Genomic DNA, 16,066 nt, shown 5'->3' on the forward strand with positions numbered 1-16,066 from the left:
TTGTGGGCCAGAACATGACAAGCCGTTCGAGCCGTACCCTCCGCCGAAGCGCGTGGGGTGTCAACGCACTTTTGGGACGGTGGCGACCTGGGGTCGCCGAAATGTGCCGCCGTGCGGGAGGAGGCGCGAGAGGAGGCGACTCCCGCCGATGTACGGAGGAGCCGCCTCCACGCCCCCGCACGGCGACCAGGCACGGTGCCCGCCTAGGCGTCCCGGCACTCCACGTGGCCCCAGCCGTGCGCGTTCTTGGCGATCTTCTCACCGGCGGCGTAGGGCTTCTGGCAGTGACAGCGGCCGGGGAACTTGGCCTTGATCGTGGCGCCCGACGACGCCTTCTTCGCGCGCCCGGCCGAGCTGCCGCCCGCCGCGCGGGACGTCCGGGCCGTGCGGGCGGCGGGGGAGGCCGTCATGCGCTCGGGCCGCGGTTCGGGGATCGTCCGCGCGCCGTGGGCGGTGCCCGCGGGCTCCTGCGACGTGGCGGCGTCGCTGGCCGCGACGTCGGCGATGGCGTTGAGGGGGTCGCCGTCCACCTGGTGGGCGGCCACGTGCTGGAAGGTCACCGCACGGTTCTGCAGGAGGGCGTCGATGCGTACGACGAGTTCCTTGTTGGCGACCGGCTTCTTCGCCGCGGTCAGCCACCCGTTCCGCTTCCAGGACGCGATCCACTTGGTGACCGCGTTCATCGCGTACTGACTGTCCATGCGGACCTCGAGCGGAACCGCCGGATCCGTCGCCTCCAACAGCTCGGCCAGCGCGGTCAGTTCCGCCACGTTGTTCGTCGAGTGGCCCAGCGGACCGGCCTCCCAGCGCTGCGGCGTGCCGTCGGAGTCGGCGACGACCCAGGCCCATGCGGCAGGCCCCGGGTTCTTCTTGGCCGCTCCGTCGCAGGCGGCAATGATCAAGTCGGACATCCCCCGATGATTTCATCCGGCGGAGGGTGCTCGGTACGGACACGACGACTGCCCGTCCGGTCGGGCGGACCTGCCCGGGAGTCTCCTGACGCGCTGCGCGTTGTCTCCTAGCGTCATCGGGTGAGCCTTTGGACCTCCCTGGAACCTTCCTCTACGACCGTCGACCCCGGTGCCACCACCACGGTGCGGCTACGGGTGCGCAACACCGGTGACGTCGTCGACGCGTACCGCATCGAACCGGTCGGCGACCTCGCGCCCTGGACCACGGTGGAGCCCTCGGAGCTGCGGCTCTACCCAGGGACGATCGGCACGGTGGAGCTGAGATGCACACCGCCGCGCACGCCGGACGTGATCGCGGGCCCGCACCCGTACGCGGTGCGGATCACGCCGACGGAACACCCCGGATCCGGCGCCGTCGCCGAGGGGCAGGTGACCGTCACGCCCTTCACCGAGGTGCGTGCCGAGCTGGTGCCGCCGGTGGTGCGGGGCTGGTTCCGGGGCCGCCCGCGGCTGGCGGTGGACAACCTCGGCAACACCGCGGTCACCGCGTCGCTCAGTGGCGCCGACACCGGCGACCGGCTGACGTACGAACTCGATCCCGGCAACGTCCAGATCGAGCCCGGCAGGGCCGCTTTCGTGCAGGCGACGCTGCGGCCCCAGCAGATCATCTGGCTCGGGTCCAAACAGCAACAGCCCTACGCACTGGCCGTACGCCGCTCCGGCACCGAGCCGATCGACGTGAACGGCACCTTCGTGCAGCGCGGGATCCTGCCGGGCTGGCTCGCCGTCCTCTTCGCCCTGCTCCTCGCGGCGACGATCGCCTTCGTGACCGTCTGGCTGAGCTACCGGCCGCAGATGCAGACCGCGGCGCGGGAGCAGCCCCAGCAGGCAGGCAAGCTCAAGCCGGACGGCGAGGCCCCGCCGCCCACCAAACCGGCGCCCACGCCCGAGGAGGAGAAGAAGCCGGACGACTCCGACAAGGGCGGCGAGGAGAAGCCGGGAGGCAGCGGCGGAGGCGGCGGCGGGGGCGACGAGAAGCCCAAGGAGGAGGAGGAGCGTACGGCGGCCACCGCGGTGCGTGAGCTCGCCGCCCGCAGCGAGGGCCGCCACATCTGCTACCGCGCCTTCGTCCAGGGCGACGGCTGGCAGGACCCCGTGTGCGACGGGGGCGAGGCGGGCACGACCGGCAAGGGCACTCCCATCAAGGCGCTGAACATCGCGACGTCCGGCACGGGCGGTGTCACCGGCGCCAGCGCCTTTGTGGCCGAAGGCTGGCGCGACGGCGACAAGTGGCAGAAGGCGGACGACTCGGCGGACATGGTCATCGGCAGCACCGAGGAGTCGGACCCCGTGCTGCAGGGCCACACCCTCCAGGTCTTCGACGGCTCCGTGTGCCTCGACGCCCATCTGCAGGGCGGGGAGTGGCTGGATCAGACGTGCACCGAGCCCGGGCAGTTCAAGTACGGGGGCAGCCCCATGGAGCAGAACATCCCGCTGGAGGCGGTGCGCTTCACGGTCTGATCCGGGGATCCGGGGATCCGGGCTCAGATGAAACCCTCGCGCAGGGCGTACGCCACCACGTGCGCCCTGTTGCGCAGGTGCAGCCGGGTGGTGAGGCCGTACATCACGTTCTTGACCGTGCGTTCGGAGTACGACAGCTTCAGGGCGATCTCCGAATTGTCGAAGCCGTCGGCCACCAGGCGCACCACGTCCACCTCACGCTTGGTGAAGCTCACCAGGAACCCGGGCTGATCGGCGCTGTCGTTCTGCAGGCGCCGTACCTGGGCGATGAGCTGGGCCAGCAGGTCCGCGGGCAGATCACCGCCTCCCTTGGCGGCGGTGAGCACCGCTCGTACGAGGCGCTGAGCGGTCGCTTCGTGGCGCCAGACGATGGCCCCGACACCGCATTCGACGACGTCCAGGAGCTCGTGCTCGCGGACGGTTCCCGCGACGAGCACGGCACGCGAACCCTCGCTGCGCACGGCGCGCCTGAGCCGGGTGAGCGCGGCGTCGTCGATGGTGTCCTCGATGAGCAGGGCGACGGTGGCGGGCCCGGAGCTCTTGCACAGCTCCACCTCCGGATGGCGGCGCAGCTGGCTGAGGACTCCCTCATGGGTGATCGGGTCGGGGGCGGTGACGGCGACCCGCACTCGGTTCGCGGTCGGGACGAAGGGCGCTGGGGACGCGGTGGGTGCGGTGGGTGCGGCGTTCTCGGTGGATGCCGGGACTGCGCAGGCCGGGGGCGAGCTGGGCAAGGGAGCTTCCTTTCGGGGTCCGGCCGAGGGCCGGGCGCCGCCGGTCCCGGAGGACCGGCGGCGCCCGGTGGTGATCAGGAGCAGGACTTGTAGAAGTGCTTCCAGCCGTCGGTGGGCATGGCGGGCGGCTCGGCCGGGGTACCGGTCTCGCCGTACTTCTGGTCCAGGTCGTAGTCGTACTTGCCCGGGCCGCTGCTCGCCTTCGACAGACGGACGGACCGCTCCCAGACCCCGTCGCCCGCGTTGTTGAGGGTCGCGAGGTCCGGGTAGGCGTCGCCGCCGTAGTTGGCGACGCTGAGCTGCTTGACCTCGCGGGTGTCGCCGATGTCCAGCTTCCTGGCGGAGGCGGAGCTCAGGTCGGCGCGCTTGAGCGGTCCCGGCCGGTACTGGGCGACGCGGGCGGAGTTGGGGTCGTCCACGCCGGACGGCTTGACGATGTTGACGACGAGGTCCAGTTTGCCGTCCTTCTGGAAGTCGGCGACCGCGGCGGTTGTGACCTCGCCCGACCTCGTGCCGACCAGGTCGCGAACGGCCTTCTTGGCGCCGAACGAACCGTCCGCCGCACCCCACTGGACCGTCATCTTGGTGCCGGTGTGGCCGGGGTTCGAGATCTTGTCGGGGCGGCCGTCACCGTCGAGGTCACCGACCAGCGTGGTGGCGTCGGACAGGCACGGGGCCGCTGCCCGCGCGGTCTTGCCGGACTGTCCCGCGTCGTCCGATGCCGAAGAGCCTGCCGCACTGGCCTGGTACCCGGCGACGGTCAGGGTGAGGGCGACAGCCGCGACCGGCGCGGCGATCAGCCGTGAGCGCTTGCTGAGCATGTACGAACTCCAATGTCGATACTGCTGGACCGTGCTGCGCGACCGGGTTCCTCACCACGCCTGGTGCGGGGGTGACATCCATGCGGATGTGGGACGTGGGGGACGTCCCGGATGAGCACCCCTCAACCCTGCGGGGCGGTGTGTTCCGATTGCCAGGAATCCCGGGCAGTTGGGGACGCTGGAACGCGGAAATGGCCGCTGACCAGGGCGAATGGGAGCTGCCTGGAACGCGGTGGTGGGACGCCGCTCTTCTCGGGACCCGGCGCACACCGGCGGCAGGGGGTCAGCACCTCACGCGACCACTAGATCGTCGGGGTGGTCGTGCACCGGGCTCAAGGGCCACGGCGCCAGGAATGAGGACATCGAAGGGGACGTTCCGGCCATCACGGCTCACGTCAGCCCTTATGAGAATCCGAGCCGTGGGTCGGCGTCCACCAGTTCACAGCTCGCGTCCCACAGCCGAGCGGCGACGGCCGGGTCGGTCATGTGGGCGCGGGCGGGCTCGCGTCGTGGTGCGCCGCGCAGGCCGAAGACCCGCGGCCCCCACAACTGCCCGCCCCGCACCTCCGGGTCGAGGACGGCACGTACGACGGGCCGTGCTCCGGCGTCCTTGCCCTGCACCAGGAGCCCGGCGGGAAGGGCGCGGAGCCGTTCGCCGCCGGTGGTCACGTGGACCGGCGGGCGGGAGGGGGTGAGGGAGTCAAGGGCGCCACCGGGATGCGCCACCACGCTGAGCACCGTGCTGCCCACGGCACGCAGGTGGCGATCGAGTGCGAAGCCGAAGGACATCTGGGCCAGTTTCGACCGTCCGTAGGTACGCCCCGGCCGGTAGTCACGGGCCGACTGCAGATCGTCCAGGTCCAGCCGCTCGGACCGGGCCGCGAAGCTGCCCACCGTCACGACGCGGCCCGCCGGGGCCGCCGAAAGCAGAGGGGCCAGCCATTGGGTGAGCGCGAAGTGGCCGAGGTGGTTGGTGCCGAACATCAGCTCGTGGCCGTCAGCGGTCTCCCGGCGTGGCGGATCGTCGAGCGCGACGCCCGCGTTGTGGACCACCGCGTCGAGACGATCGAGGTTCAGCCTGTCCGCGGCGGACTTCAGGGACGACAGATCGGCGAGGTCCAGCGCCAGGTGGCGCACCTGCGCGCCGGGAACGCGTGAGCGGATCGAGGCCATGGCGGCGTCGGCCTTCGCGGCGTCCCTGCTGCCGAGTACGACGACGGCACCGGTCGCGGCGAGCTGCTCCGCGGCGAAGTAGCCGATTCCGGCGTTGCCCCCGGTGATGAGGAAGGTCTTGCCCTCGGCGGACGGCAGCCGGTGAACGTTCCACGGCCTGCTCTGGGATGCGGATGACACGACGAAGGCTCCTCGCACTCGGGACGGCGTGCTCACCGCAAAGCGGGATCGCGGGGAGCACCGACCCGCCCAAGGTCTCAGCCGTGGCCGACATGCCACCGACAGGCCGGGCCCGTCACCGACAGCTCTCCGACGGCGCCGGGTCGGTACGCGCCGCAGCGAATCCTCTCCCGGGCGCGGAACCGGCTGGAGTCACGCGGCGGAGTGCCGCTCCGCACCGCATGAGATCCACTCGGCGACGGCCGCGGCCACCTCGGCGGGGCCGCGCCCTGTGGTGGTGAACTCCCGGTCCACCATGCCCCGGAGCTCCTCCGCGTCCTCGATCGCGTCCTGCACCTCGTCGGTCTCCCAGCCGCGCGCGGCGAGGCGGGCGCGGCGGTCCTCGTCGGCGCAGTCCAGCCGCGCCCAGGCGGCGAGCGGCGGGTCGGCGACGCCCGCGGCCGCGCTCGCCCACTCGTCGGGGGACAAGGGGCACAGGACCAGCACGGGTCGTCCGGCCCGGAGCATCATCGCCGCGATCTTCACCCAGAGCCGGTTGTAGTCGGGCCACACGGAGCTCGCCGAGGGCGAGGTGATGTCGATACCCAGCAGGTGCCCGTCGGCCTCGGGCAGCTCATCGAAGTCGACGGTGCCGAACGGATAGGCCCTCAGGTGGCGCAGGAGTGTGGTCTTCCCCGCGCCGGGGGCGCCGGTGATGACGTGCAGCTTCGACAAACCCGCCCTTGCCTTCCTGGGCTCGTGCTCCTGTTTCCTGGCTGATGCCGCTGTTCCGGCCCACACTCGTCACCCTACCGAGCCCGTTTCGGCATCCATGATCGGGGGACTCCGTGACTGCAGTGGGACGTCCGAGCCTTCCCGGGAGGGTTCGGCAGTGAGCCCACCCTTCGCCCCTTGCTCCGCGGCAAGGGGCGAAGTCGCGGTTCGGAGGGGCGAGGGCGAGGGCGAAGGCTCGGACGAGGGCTAAGGCTAGGGCTAGATCTAGGGCGATCCGTGGCCATGACCCCGAATTACCATGAACCGATGGAAACGGTTCGAATAGCCCTCCCGAGACGCCAGCGACGCTCCATGCTCCTCGGCCTGGCGGTGGTGACGGTCACTCTCGGGTTGATCGCGCTCTTCGTACTTCCCCGTGCCTACGCGAACACGACCAGCAGCGGCGCCATCGCCACCACCGTCTTCGCCGGAATATGGCTGCCGAGCGTCTTCTACATCCTGAACCGCACGTTCGGCACGACCACGCTGACGCCCGAGGGAATGCGGTTCAGGACAGCGGTGAGCCGACGGCTGATCCCCTGGCACAAGATCACCCGCATCGAGGACGAGCACCGCACCGGCCGCGGCGGCGCCTCCTGGTGGGTCATCCGCGCCCACCTCACCCGGGGTCGCCCGGTGGTCCTCCCCGGTGTGCTCTCCGAGGGGCGGCGGGACGAGCAGTTCCTGGCCACCCTGCGGACGCTCCACGAGTACCGGGCCCCGACGGCACGGCAGCGATGAACTTGTCGATTATCGATATGGTCCCCTAGTGTTGGTCATATCGAAAAACGATGGGGAGGAACGCGGTGAACACGCGACTCACAAGGGCGCTGGCTTCGGTGACCCTTTTTCTGGCACTGCTCGGCGGACTGGCCTTCGCCGGTAAGGCAGTCACACACATGCTCGACGACGGCGCGGTCTGCGTGCGGACGGACTTCTGGGGCAATGCCTCGCTGGGGCCGGAGGGCCTGCCGGTGGCCGACGGTGTGAAGGCGACCAGCAGCACCGCGCGGCTGTGCCAGGACGGTCCTTCGACGGGGCAGCGCGCCGCGGACCTGGGCGGCCAACTGCCCTGGCTGCTCTTCGTCGCCCTCGCGATGCTGCTCTTCTCCCGGCTGCTGGACGGTGTGGTGAAGGAGGGACCGTTCACCGAAACGGTGGCGCGACGCCTCACCGTCCTGGGCTGGTTCGTCGTCGTGGGCATGCCGGTCGCCAGCCTCGTCGTAGGCTGGTCGCATTCCTGGCTGGTCGCGAGCATGGCGCCGATCGTGGGCTCCGGGCCGACGTTCGACGGGCCGATGGAGCTCGTCTTCGCCGGGCTCGCCGCGGTCATCTTGGGAAGGATCATGCATCAGGGTGTGCGGATGCGAGAGGACCTCGAAGGGACCATCTGATGTCCGATGAGGAACTGCATGCGATCCGGATCCACCTCGACCGGATCCTCGCGGAGCGCGGCATGACGCTCACGGAACTGTCCGCGCAGGTCGGCATCACCGTCGTCAACCTGTCCGTACTGAAGAACGGCCGGGCCAAGGCCATCCGCTTCTCGACCCTGTCGAGGATCTGCGACGTCCTCGAGTGCCAGCCGGGCGACCTGATCACCCACGACCCGACGGAACAGGCCTAGGCCCTGTCCGGCGGCGGAACGTGCCGGACAGACCCTAGGCCCGGGTCCCCGGGTCCCCGGTAGGGCTCAGCGCTTGAGCATGAAGGTGAAGTCGTCGGAGAGCCTGCCGCGCAGGCGGACCGCCGAGACGATCCTCTCCTCCGTGATCAGCCTCTCGACCTCGGCCCGTGAAAGCCCGCAGCCTTCGGCGATGAGCCGTACGGGACGGACCGGAATCCGCGCCGCGAAGCGGACCGAGACGTCGATCACCTCGTGGTCCAGGTGATCCGATCCACCGGTGTCGAGGCGCCAGGCGCCGTCCCAGTCGAGGGCGACGCGATTGCGGCGCCGCAGTATCGGATCCTGGAGCAACTCGGCCGCCAGAGCGGGGTCGTTGTCATGCATCCGGTCCAGCAGATCAGGCCGTACGGAGCGCACGTTCACACGCTCCAGGACCGTGAGCTTCGCGGTTTCCCCGCATGAAGTGCAGAGCACGAGGAGCCAGGCGTCGATGAGCTTGTGGTGGGCGTTGACACGGAACTTGCCGTTGGCCAGGAAGCGTTCGGACGCGCAGTTGTGGCAGCGACGGCGAACGAGTGGCAGGCAGGTGGGCATGACCACCCAGTTTTCGAGCACAGAGGTACACCGGTTTCAGTGAGAAGTCCGCAGCAAAAAGGAGCGCGGCGCACATGCGCGACGCGCGACGATTCATCGCTCGGGGTGTCTCACAGGGTGTACAACGGCACGTCCTTGCCTGGATGACCTGGTCCGGCAGCACGGTAGGGGCGGGCGGCGGCGCCGTGCCACTGGTTTTCGAGTGCCGCGCCGCCCGCCGCCGGACGGGCCCTAGAGCAGACCGCGCCGCGGGCCCTCCGCCTTGATCATGTCCCAACTGTCCGCGATCATCGAGACCTTGCCCTTGGCCGGGATGTACGCGGATCCCTGGTGCAGGTAGTCCACGTTGAAGAGCAGCTCGGACCTCTTGTCACCTACGAGAAAGGCGATCTGCGGCGACGGGGTGAGGCGCACGGACGGGTCTGTGGCGTGCATGTACTCCTCGACGTCGGCGTGGAAGAAGGCGAGCGTGCCGCCCTCCTCCGTACGCAGTGCGTAGACCGTCTTGTGGTCCGTCTTGCCCGCCTTGAACTCGGACTTTCCGCCGGGGTTCAGCATCTTGTTCTGATCCAGCGGGAATTGGGTCATCCGCTTCGCGGTCGCACTCGCGCCGACCTTCGTGCCCAGCTTCTCGTCGCCCGAGTAGAGCGCGGCCAGCGCGTCGTCCATCTGGTCGGGGGCGAGCACTCCCTGCTTCTTGGCGGTGTCCGTGACCGGGACCGCCAGGCCGTCGGCGTCCTTGGCGAGCGCGGGCGTCTTGGGGTCCTCCTTGGAGGTCCAGCCGCTCCACACGGCCTTCCAGTCGCCGTCCTGCTTGTCGAAGATGACGGTGGCGCGGCTGGTCTTCGCCGACGTGCCGTTGTGGTCCTTGGTGTCGGTGTACAGCGCGAACCAGGTCGCACCGCTCTTCGCGGACGGGATGGCGTACTCGCGGTTCACGTAGGAGAAGGGCTTGCGGCCCTCGGCCCGGACCTTCGCGGGCTGCAGCTCGTCCTGCTTGTAGCCGTTCGCGCTCGTCTCGAAGAGCCCGCCGCCCTCGACGGCGGACAGCACACCGCTGTCGCGCTTCGCGTTGGCCCGGTTGTTGACCTTCACGTTGTTGTCGACGATCTTCTTGGCCTCGGCCTGCGTGACGACGCCCTTGGGCGCGCGGTCGGCGGCGGTCTTGTCGTCCCCCGACGTCGAGTCGTCCCCGGAACCGGACGAACAGGCACCCGCGGTGAGCGCGAGCGCGGTCGCACCCGCGGCCATGACGAGTGCGGTGCGGTTCTTGTGGCGCGTGAACATGGAGCATCCCCGTGGGTCAAAGTGGATCAGAGCAGGACAGTGCTGGTCAGTGTCGGTCAGAGCGGAAGCCGAGATTCAGGCCGAAGGTCCACGCTAGTCGCCATGTCGATCGAGGGGCCGCCCAGGGTTGGACCCGCCGCTCGGTTCAGGACCCGTGCAACGTCGGCCTGTTGGACCCCCGGGGGCTCGAACTCGGGCCCCCGATAGGGTGATCGGCATGGAGTCCAAGGGGGCCGGAGGACCGGCGGCGGTGGTGTGTCCGGGGTGCGGCGGCAGTGAGGTGCGTACGGTCGAGCAGGCGAGCACCGGCAAGGGCGCGCTGCGCGACGGCCTGATCGGCCGCCTGGAGCCGGGACCGAACAAAACCGGCGACGGATGCATGCACTTCGTGGAGGGCATGGTCCTCACCGGCCTCGGCGTCGGCCTCGCCTACATGGGCGTCGACCAGGACAAGCCCCTGTACACGATCGGTGGCGTGGCGCTCGCCCTTATCTGTTTCTTCGGGACCTTCGTGGTCGTGCGCGACGACCGGCGCGAGAGCGCGGCCGCCGCGGACGGTGCCGAGCGTGCGGAGCGCTTGTGGAACCCGGCGTACTACTGCTCCGCGTGCACCTCGGTGTTCTGTCCGGGCGGCACTCCGTGGCGGGGAGTGCTCACCCCGGAACAGTTCAAGAAGCTGGTGTGGACCGAAGGCGGTTACGCCGATCAGCTCGAGCCGGGGACAAGGCGAAGGACGCGGAGATACCGCACGGCGTGCTGCCGTGAGCGGTGCCCGATGCTCGTGTGAGTGGTGATGCCCCCGGCTGCTACGTTGCGGAACCGTGGACAACAGTGGGTATGCGGAAAACAGCGGATATGCGGACGACAGCGTGTATGTGGGTAACGCGGGCAAAGACGCGGCACTGGACCGCGGATGGCTCCTGGGGCACTTCAAGGACGTCGCCGATCCGCGGCACAGCGAGGCCGTGGAGATCAAATGGGGCGTGCATCCGCCGGGCGACGAGCGGGCTCAGTGGGTGACCGGCGAGGAGCGCGTCGCGCTGCTGGTCCTGATCAGTGGCCGCTTCCGGGTGGAACTGCCGGGACGGAGCGTCCTCCTGGCCCAGCAGGGGGACTACGTGGTGTGGGGCCGGGGCGTCGACCACTCGTGGATCGCGGAGGAGGAATCCGTCGTGCTGACGGTCCGCTGGCCTTCTGTCCCCGGGTACAAGGTGACCGTCTGAGCGGCGGTGGGCCGGTCCCTGTGGCGCCGAGGCCGTGCCCGGTCGGCGGCCGGGCACGGCTGCGTACGACACTTACGGCCGCTCAGCGGATGTTGACGTCGATGCACGCGTAGAAGGCGTTGGACGTGTCGCCGATGTTCCACACCGCGAGGACCTTGTGCTTGCCGGTGGCGCTGCCCAGGTTGACCTGGTGCGAGACGGTGGCCGGCGGCTGCTGGTTGTGGCCGTCGACGGTGGCGACCTTGGTGCCGTCGACGAAGTACTCGTAGTTCAAGGTGCGGTGCCGGGCGGTGAACGTCCAGGTGAAGGTCTGTGTGCGGCTGACGTCGCTGACCTTCCAGCCCTTGTTGTTGTCGTCGAGCTCCGCGAACCGCGCGTTGCCGCCGCTACAGCTGCGCAGGCCCTTGGGGCCCTCGACGCTCTGCGGCTCGTACTTGATCTCGCCGCATGCCACCGTGCGGGCGGCACACTGCGCCTGGCGGCTCGCCGGGGCGTTCACGTAGCCGTGTGCGCTGGCCGACCCGGTCGGCAGGGTGAGGGCGAGGACGGGCGCCATTCCGGCGCCGATCGCCGCGGCTATCTTCCGTTTCTTGTCCATGCGTACTCCTTCACGGCGTGGGGGAGTCGAGCGGTGTGGCAGGGGAGAGCGGTGGTACGGGGGAGAGCGGTGCGGCGCGGGGATTACGGCGGCCGATTAGTCTGGACCATAGACTTTGGCAAGCCACGGTCAAGGTCGGTTTCGGGCCAGGCCTGGAGCGCGCTGGCGCGGTCATCGGAGAGGGGATGTCGAGAACGGCACGTCGGCTCCGTCCCCGAGGCAGCCGCGGCGACCATGGCCGCACCACACCAAGGAGGCCCCACCATGACGAACCTGCGGATGGACCACGTCAGCGTCGTAGTCGACGACCTTGAGGCGGCCATCGGGTTCTTCGCCGCACTCGGGATGGAGGTCGAGGGCAAAGCGTCGGTCGAGGGAGACGAGGTGGACCGTCTCTGCGCGCTCGATGGCGTCCGAGCCGACATCGCGATGATGCGCACCCCGGACGGCCACGGCAAGCTCGAACTGACGAAGTACCGCACCCCGAAAGCACTCGGCGCCGAGCAGGCGAACGCACCGGCGAACACGTTCGGCCTGCGTTCCCTCATGTTCGCCGTCGACGACATCGATGCCGTCGTGCCCCGCCTGCGCGCCACGGGAGCCGAACTCGTGGGCGAGATGGTGCAGTACGAGGACGTCTACCGCCTCTGCTATGTCCGCGGCCCCGAGGGAATCATCGTGGCCCTGGCCGAACAGCTCGACCGAAAGGACAAGCCCGCCGCATGATCGCCGGTGGGTAGGCTCCGGCCATGACGGACGACTGGCGGACGGACCGGATAAGGGCCGCGCTGCGCGGCGAGAACCCGACGGTGCTGAGGCGGCTCGGGGCGGGCTTCGCGGTGATCGGTGACGTGCAGTTCCTGCCGGGCTACTCGGTTCTCCTCGTGGACGAGCCGCATGTCCAGTGCCTTTCCGACCTGCCGAGGACGAAACGGCTCGCGTTCCTCTCCGACATGGAGCAGCTCGGGGAAGCGGTCGAGCGTGCCTGCCGACGGATGGACGCGGGTTTCCGGCGAGTCAATCTGGAGATCCTCGGCAACACGGACCCGTTCCTGCACGCTCACGTCTGGCCGCGATTCGACTGGGAGCCGTCCGGGTCAGTGGGCAAGCCCGTGTGGCTGTACCCGCCTGACCGGTGGAGCGACGAGCGGTTCCGGCTGGGCCCGCAGCATGACGTGCTGCGGGCCGCGATCGGGGAGGAACTCGACCGGTTGCGTACGACGACGGCCTGACGCCCGCGAGCCGGGGCGCGTCAGGCGTGGCCGAGCACCCGGTGCGGGCGATAGGGCGCCTCGACCCGCGCGCGTTCGCCGTCGCTCAGGTCGAGGTCGACCGCCGCTAGCGCGTCCTCCAGGTGTGCCGCCTTCGTCGCGCCCACCACCGGGGCGGTCACACCGGGATTGCCGAGGAGCCAGGCCAGGGCGATCCGCGCGGCGGGCACACCCCGTTCGGCGGCGAGTGCGCGGACGGCGTCGACCACGTCGAAGTCGGCGTCCTCGTACATCTCGTCCGCCAGCGGGTCGTCGCCCGCCCGGACGGTGTGCCGCGCGCCGCCGCGTTCACGCGCGCCCGCCAACAGCCCACGGGCCAGCGGGCTGTAGGGGAGCACGCCGACACCCTGGTCGGCACAGAGCGGGAGCATCTCCCGTTCCTCCTCCCGGTAGACGAGGTTGTAGTGGTTCTGCATCGACACGAACCGCGTCCACCCCGCCTCACCCGCCACCTGCTGCGCCTTCGCGAACTGCCAGGCGTACATGGCCGAGGCCCCGAGGTAACGCGCCTTCCCGGCCCGCACCACCTCGTGCAGCGCCTCCATCGTCTCCTCGATGGGTGTGCCGTGGTCCCAGCGGTGGATCTGGTAGAGGTCGATGTACTCCGTACCGAGCCTGCGCAGGGAGGCGTCGACGGCGGCCATGATGTGTTTTCTGGACAGGCCGCGGTCGTTGGGGGAGGAACCCATCGGGAAGTAGACCTTCGTCGCCAGTACGTACGCCTCGCGGTCGGGGAAGAGTCCGCGCAGCATGCGGCCGGTCAGTTCCTCACTGACCCCGTCGTCGTACACGTCGGCGGTGTCGAAGAAGGTGACGCCCGCCTCGACCGCACGCCGCACGAGCGGCTGCGCGGCCGCCTCGTCGAGGTGCCAGGCGCGTTCTGAGGTGTTGCCGTAGCTCATCATCCCCAGGCAGATGCGGGAGACGGTGAGGCCGGTGTTGCCCAAGCGGGTGTAGTGCATGCTGTGGTCCTTGTCCTGTGGTGCTTGTCCTGTGGGCCGACGACGTGGGCCGGATGCCCTCTAACCTAGAAACCGGCAGCGCGCAGAGCCATCGACGAATGAAGGCAGGACGTGCTACTTGTCCGCGGGAGGGAAAGGCATGACCAGCGATCGCTTTCAGAACGGAAAACGGCCATCGACGAGTTGAGCGAACGTCTGCTGCGACTGCTCGCCGCCGACCCGCGGTGCGGCGCCTCGGAGTTGGCCCGCGAGCTCGGCGTCTCCGCTCCCACGGTGCGCGACCGCATCCGGCGTCTCGAGGAGGCGGGAGTCATCCGCGGCTACCGGCTCGACGTGGACCCTGCCGCCCTCGGCCGCCCCGTCGCGGCCTGGATCAGGCTGCGCCCCGGCCCCGGGCAGATGTCCCGCATCGTCGAACTGGCGGAACGGACGCCGGAAGTGAGTGAGTGTCACCGGATCTCGGGCGAGGACTGTTTCCTCTTCAAGGTGCACGTGCCGGAGCTGAGCGCGCTCGAATTCATCCTGGACCGCTTCCTGTTGCACGGTCAGACCACCAGTTCGCTCGTCGTCTCCACACCCGTGCCGCCGCGCCCTGTTCTGCCGTAACTGACACATTGGAGTTCTTGTGCATCCTGCTGAAGCCCCGACCATCACGGAGATCTCCGTGGCGGACGAGAAGGCCGGGCCTTACGGCATCGCGGCAGGGCCCGACGGCGCCCTGTGGCTGACCTTCGTACACAGTGGTCGCATCGCGCGCCTCACCCTCGACGGCGCACTCGACGAGTACCCCCTGGACTCGCCGACGTGCCGTCCCATGGTCGTCGCGCCCGGGCCCGACGGCGCCCTGTGGTTCACCCGCTCCCAGGACCACCGGATCGGCCGCGTCAGCACCGACGGCAAGACGGCGGCCTTCGACGTGCCTTCACCCGACAGCGGTCCCTACGGAATCACTGCGGGTCCGGACGGTGCGATGTGGTTCACGGAGATGAACACCGACCGGATCGGCCGCATCACCGTCCAGGGAGAGGTCACCGAGTTCGCTCTGCCCACCGAGGGCGGCTTCGCCTCCGCCATCGTCGCCGGCCCCGACGGCGCCCTCTGGTTCACCCTCAACCAGGCGAACGCCATCGGCCGCATCACCACCGACGGCGACGTCACCCTGTACCCGCTGCCCACCCCGGGCGCCGCGCCCGTGGGCATCACCAGCGACGGCGACGCCTTGTGGTTCGTGGAGATCGGCGCGGGTCAGATCGGCAGGATCTCGACGGACGGCGCGATCGAGGAGTTCCCGCTGTCCGACCGCGGCGCCAAACCCCACGCGATCGTCGCGGCCCGCGCAGGGGAGTGCTGGTTCACCGAATGGGGAGCCAACCGCATCGGCCGCATCACCGTGAGCGAAGGGGCCGCGCAGATCGCCGCGTACGACCTGCCGTCGCCGTCATCCGAACCTCATGGCATCACGGTGGGACCCGACGGCGCTCTCTGGGCAGCCCTGGAGACGGGGGGTGTCGCGCGAGTGGTGAGAAATGGGAAGCGGGATGCCTGAAGCGCCCGGCCTGGCGGGCGACTCCGTCCCGTCGGCTTCCGTGCTTGCCGCCTTCGGCGTGGCGGGCACACCTGTTCCCCTGGAGGGAGGGCAGGGCCGCAGTGTCCGTGTCGGCGGGTTCGTGTTCAAGCCCGGGTCCGACGAGCAGGAGGACGCGGTCGAGTGGGAGACCTCCCTGTTCGAGGAACTCGCGTCGAACGGTGGCTTCCGCGTCCCGATGCCGCTCCGCGCCGTTGACGGGCGCGCCGTCGTGGAGGGCTGGACCGCCCATGAGTTCCTGGCGGGCGAGCCCGGACCTCATGGGCGCTGGTCAGGCGTGCTCGACGCGGGCCGCGCCTTCCACGCCGCCCTGCGGCACGTGCCCCGACCTGCCTTCCTCGACCGGCGCACGCATCCTTGGGCGGTGGGCGACCGGGCCGCGTGGGACGAGCGGGAGGTCCACGTCATCGATGACCTCGTCGAGCCCTATGGGACCCTGCGGGAGCTGAGGCGCCCGGTGCGAGAAGGGACTCCTCAGCTCATTCACGGGGACCTGACCGGCAACGTGCTGTTCGCGGCGGGCGAGGCCCCCGCCGTGATCGACTTCTCGCCGTACTGGCGGCCTGCGGCGTTCGCCGAGGCCGTCGTCGTGGTGGACGGGCTGCTCTGGTTCGACCTGCCGCCCCAACTGGTGACGAGCGGCGTCGAAGCGCCTGACTGGCAGCAGCTGCTGATTCGCGCGCTGATCTTCAGGCTGGTGGCCCAGAGCGAGAACGCGGGGCCGTCGGGAAGGGCCCCGGCCGGCGAGCGGGAGCGCTATGTGAGGGCGACCGAGGCAGTGGTGACCGGGCGGATTCCCCACTGATCCAGGCGCAGAAGCGCCGGG

20 protein-coding genes are annotated in these 16,066 nt (G+C 69.8%); 11 read left to right on the forward strand and 9 right to left on the reverse strand.

The annotated features are described in order from the left end of the window. Positions 1-203: 203 nt before the first annotated feature. Positions 204-911, reverse strand: coding sequence for a ribonuclease H family protein (locus CP970_RS43015; RefSeq protein WP_055545191.1), 708 nt, complete (start codon positions 909-911; stop codon positions 204-206). Between the two features lie 120 nt (positions 912-1,031). Between CP970_RS43015 and CP970_RS43020 the strand changes: the two genes are divergently transcribed. Continuing rightward, entirely contained in the window at positions 1,032-2,432 is a 1,401-nt protein-coding gene (locus CP970_RS43020; RefSeq protein ID WP_055545192.1) for a hydrolase, read from the forward strand. 23 nt (positions 2,433-2,455) lie between these two features. On the opposite strand, the gene CP970_RS43025 is transcribed toward CP970_RS43020, so the two are convergent. The 4 genes from CP970_RS43025 to CP970_RS43040 form a co-directional block, all read right to left on the reverse strand. Next, positions 2,456-3,166: a helix-turn-helix transcriptional regulator gene (locus tag CP970_RS43025; protein WP_079043318.1), complete on the reverse strand. Its 711-nt coding sequence runs from the start codon at positions 3,164-3,166 to the stop codon at positions 2,456-2,458. A 74-nt stretch (positions 3,167-3,240) separates the two neighbouring features. After that, positions 3,241-3,987 (reverse strand): FG-GAP repeat domain-containing protein, encoded by a 747-nt coding sequence (locus CP970_RS43030; RefSeq protein ID WP_055545194.1) that lies wholly within the window; start codon positions 3,985-3,987, stop codon positions 3,241-3,243. 402 nt (positions 3,988-4,389) lie between these two features. After that, positions 4,390-5,340 carry an SDR family NAD(P)-dependent oxidoreductase gene (locus CP970_RS43035; RefSeq protein WP_055545195.1) on the reverse strand — a complete coding sequence of 317 codons (951 nt, stop codon included), beginning with the start codon at positions 5,338-5,340 and terminating at the stop codon, positions 4,390-4,392. Positions 5,341-5,532: 192 nt separating this feature from the next. Continuing rightward, positions 5,533-6,054 carry an AAA family ATPase gene (locus CP970_RS43040; RefSeq protein WP_055545196.1) on the reverse strand — a complete coding sequence of 174 codons (522 nt, stop codon included), beginning with the start codon at positions 6,052-6,054 and terminating at the stop codon, positions 5,533-5,535. A 306-nt stretch (positions 6,055-6,360) separates the two neighbouring features. Between CP970_RS43040 and CP970_RS43045 the strand changes: the two genes are divergently transcribed. The 3 genes from CP970_RS43045 to CP970_RS43055 all read left to right on the forward strand — a co-directional run bounded on the left by CP970_RS43045 (position 6,361) and on the right by CP970_RS43055 (position 7,720). Then, entirely contained in the window at positions 6,361-6,834 is a 474-nt protein-coding gene (locus tag CP970_RS43045; RefSeq protein ID WP_157877677.1) for a PH domain-containing protein, read from the forward strand. 98 nt (positions 6,835-6,932) lie between these two features. Continuing rightward, positions 6,933-7,487 carry a DUF2975 domain-containing protein gene (locus tag CP970_RS43050; protein WP_224059061.1) on the forward strand — a complete coding sequence of 185 codons (555 nt, stop codon included), beginning with the start codon at positions 6,933-6,935 and terminating at the stop codon, positions 7,485-7,487. Then, complete coding sequence (locus tag CP970_RS43055; protein ID WP_055545199.1) at positions 7,487-7,720, forward strand: helix-turn-helix domain-containing protein; 234 nt, start codon at positions 7,487-7,489, stop codon at positions 7,718-7,720. The genes CP970_RS43050 and CP970_RS43055 overlap by 1 nt, the downstream gene beginning before the upstream one ends. Positions 7,721-7,786: 66 nt before the next feature. Here the strand turns inward: CP970_RS43055 and CP970_RS43060 are convergent, their stop codons facing one another. After that, positions 7,787-8,335 carry a DUF1062 domain-containing protein gene (locus CP970_RS43060; RefSeq protein WP_055545200.1) on the reverse strand — a complete coding sequence of 183 codons (549 nt, stop codon included), beginning with the start codon at positions 8,333-8,335 and terminating at the stop codon, positions 7,787-7,789. A 210-nt stretch (positions 8,336-8,545) separates the two neighbouring features. Next, a complete protein-coding gene (locus tag CP970_RS43065) occupies positions 8,546-9,601 on the reverse strand; it encodes a hypothetical protein (protein ID WP_055545201.1) in 1,056 nt (351 codons plus the stop codon). Between the two features lie 217 nt (positions 9,602-9,818). Here CP970_RS43065 and CP970_RS43070 point away from each other — a divergent pair, with 217 nt between their 5' ends. After that, positions 9,819-10,388, forward strand: coding sequence for a hypothetical protein (locus CP970_RS43070; protein WP_224059063.1), 570 nt, complete (start codon positions 9,819-9,821; stop codon positions 10,386-10,388). 34 nt (positions 10,389-10,422) lie between these two features. Continuing rightward, positions 10,423-10,824 carry a cupin domain-containing protein gene (locus CP970_RS43075; protein ID WP_055545203.1) on the forward strand — a complete coding sequence of 134 codons (402 nt, stop codon included), beginning with the start codon at positions 10,423-10,425 and terminating at the stop codon, positions 10,822-10,824. A gap of 82 nt (positions 10,825-10,906) precedes the next feature. On the opposite strand, the gene CP970_RS43080 is transcribed toward CP970_RS43075, so the two are convergent. Further along, positions 10,907-11,422: a lytic polysaccharide monooxygenase auxiliary activity family 9 protein gene (locus CP970_RS43080; protein WP_055545204.1), complete on the reverse strand. Its 516-nt coding sequence runs from the start codon at positions 11,420-11,422 to the stop codon at positions 10,907-10,909. A gap of 264 nt (positions 11,423-11,686) precedes the next feature. On the opposite strand from CP970_RS43080, the gene CP970_RS43085 reads away from it, so the two are divergent. Next, positions 11,687-12,148, forward strand: a complete 462-nt coding sequence (locus tag CP970_RS43085; protein WP_055545205.1) for a VOC family protein — start codon at positions 11,687-11,689, stop codon at positions 12,146-12,148. Between the two features lie 23 nt (positions 12,149-12,171). Continuing rightward, positions 12,172-12,654 (forward strand): HIT family protein, encoded by a 483-nt coding sequence (locus CP970_RS43090; RefSeq protein ID WP_055545206.1) that lies wholly within the window; start codon positions 12,172-12,174, stop codon positions 12,652-12,654. Positions 12,655-12,674: 20 nt separating this feature from the next. Here the strand turns inward: CP970_RS43090 and CP970_RS43095 are convergent, their stop codons facing one another. Next, positions 12,675-13,655: an aldo/keto reductase gene (locus tag CP970_RS43095; RefSeq protein ID WP_055545207.1), complete on the reverse strand. Its 981-nt coding sequence runs from the start codon at positions 13,653-13,655 to the stop codon at positions 12,675-12,677. A gap of 183 nt (positions 13,656-13,838) precedes the next feature. Between CP970_RS43095 and CP970_RS43100 the strand changes: the two genes are divergently transcribed. Genes CP970_RS43100 through CP970_RS43110 form a run of 3 tightly spaced genes read left to right on the forward strand, consistent with a single transcriptional unit; the run spans position 13,839 to position 16,045 of the window. Next, positions 13,839-14,261 (forward strand): Lrp/AsnC family transcriptional regulator, encoded by a 423-nt coding sequence (locus CP970_RS43100; protein ID WP_240507308.1) that lies wholly within the window; start codon positions 13,839-13,841, stop codon positions 14,259-14,261. A gap of 19 nt (positions 14,262-14,280) precedes the next feature. Then, a complete protein-coding gene (locus tag CP970_RS43105) occupies positions 14,281-15,201 on the forward strand; it encodes a Vgb family protein (protein WP_055545208.1) in 921 nt (306 codons plus the stop codon). After that, positions 15,194-16,045 (forward strand): hypothetical protein, encoded by an 852-nt coding sequence (locus tag CP970_RS43110; RefSeq protein WP_055545223.1) that lies wholly within the window; start codon positions 15,194-15,196, stop codon positions 16,043-16,045. Before CP970_RS43105 ends, CP970_RS43110 begins: the two co-directional genes overlap by 8 nt. The last annotated feature ends 21 nt before the right edge of the window (positions 16,046-16,066 follow it).

The organism is Streptomyces kanamyceticus (assembly GCF_008704495.1).
Lineage (GTDB): Bacteria > Actinomycetota > Actinomycetes > Streptomycetales > Streptomycetaceae > Streptomyces > Streptomyces kanamyceticus.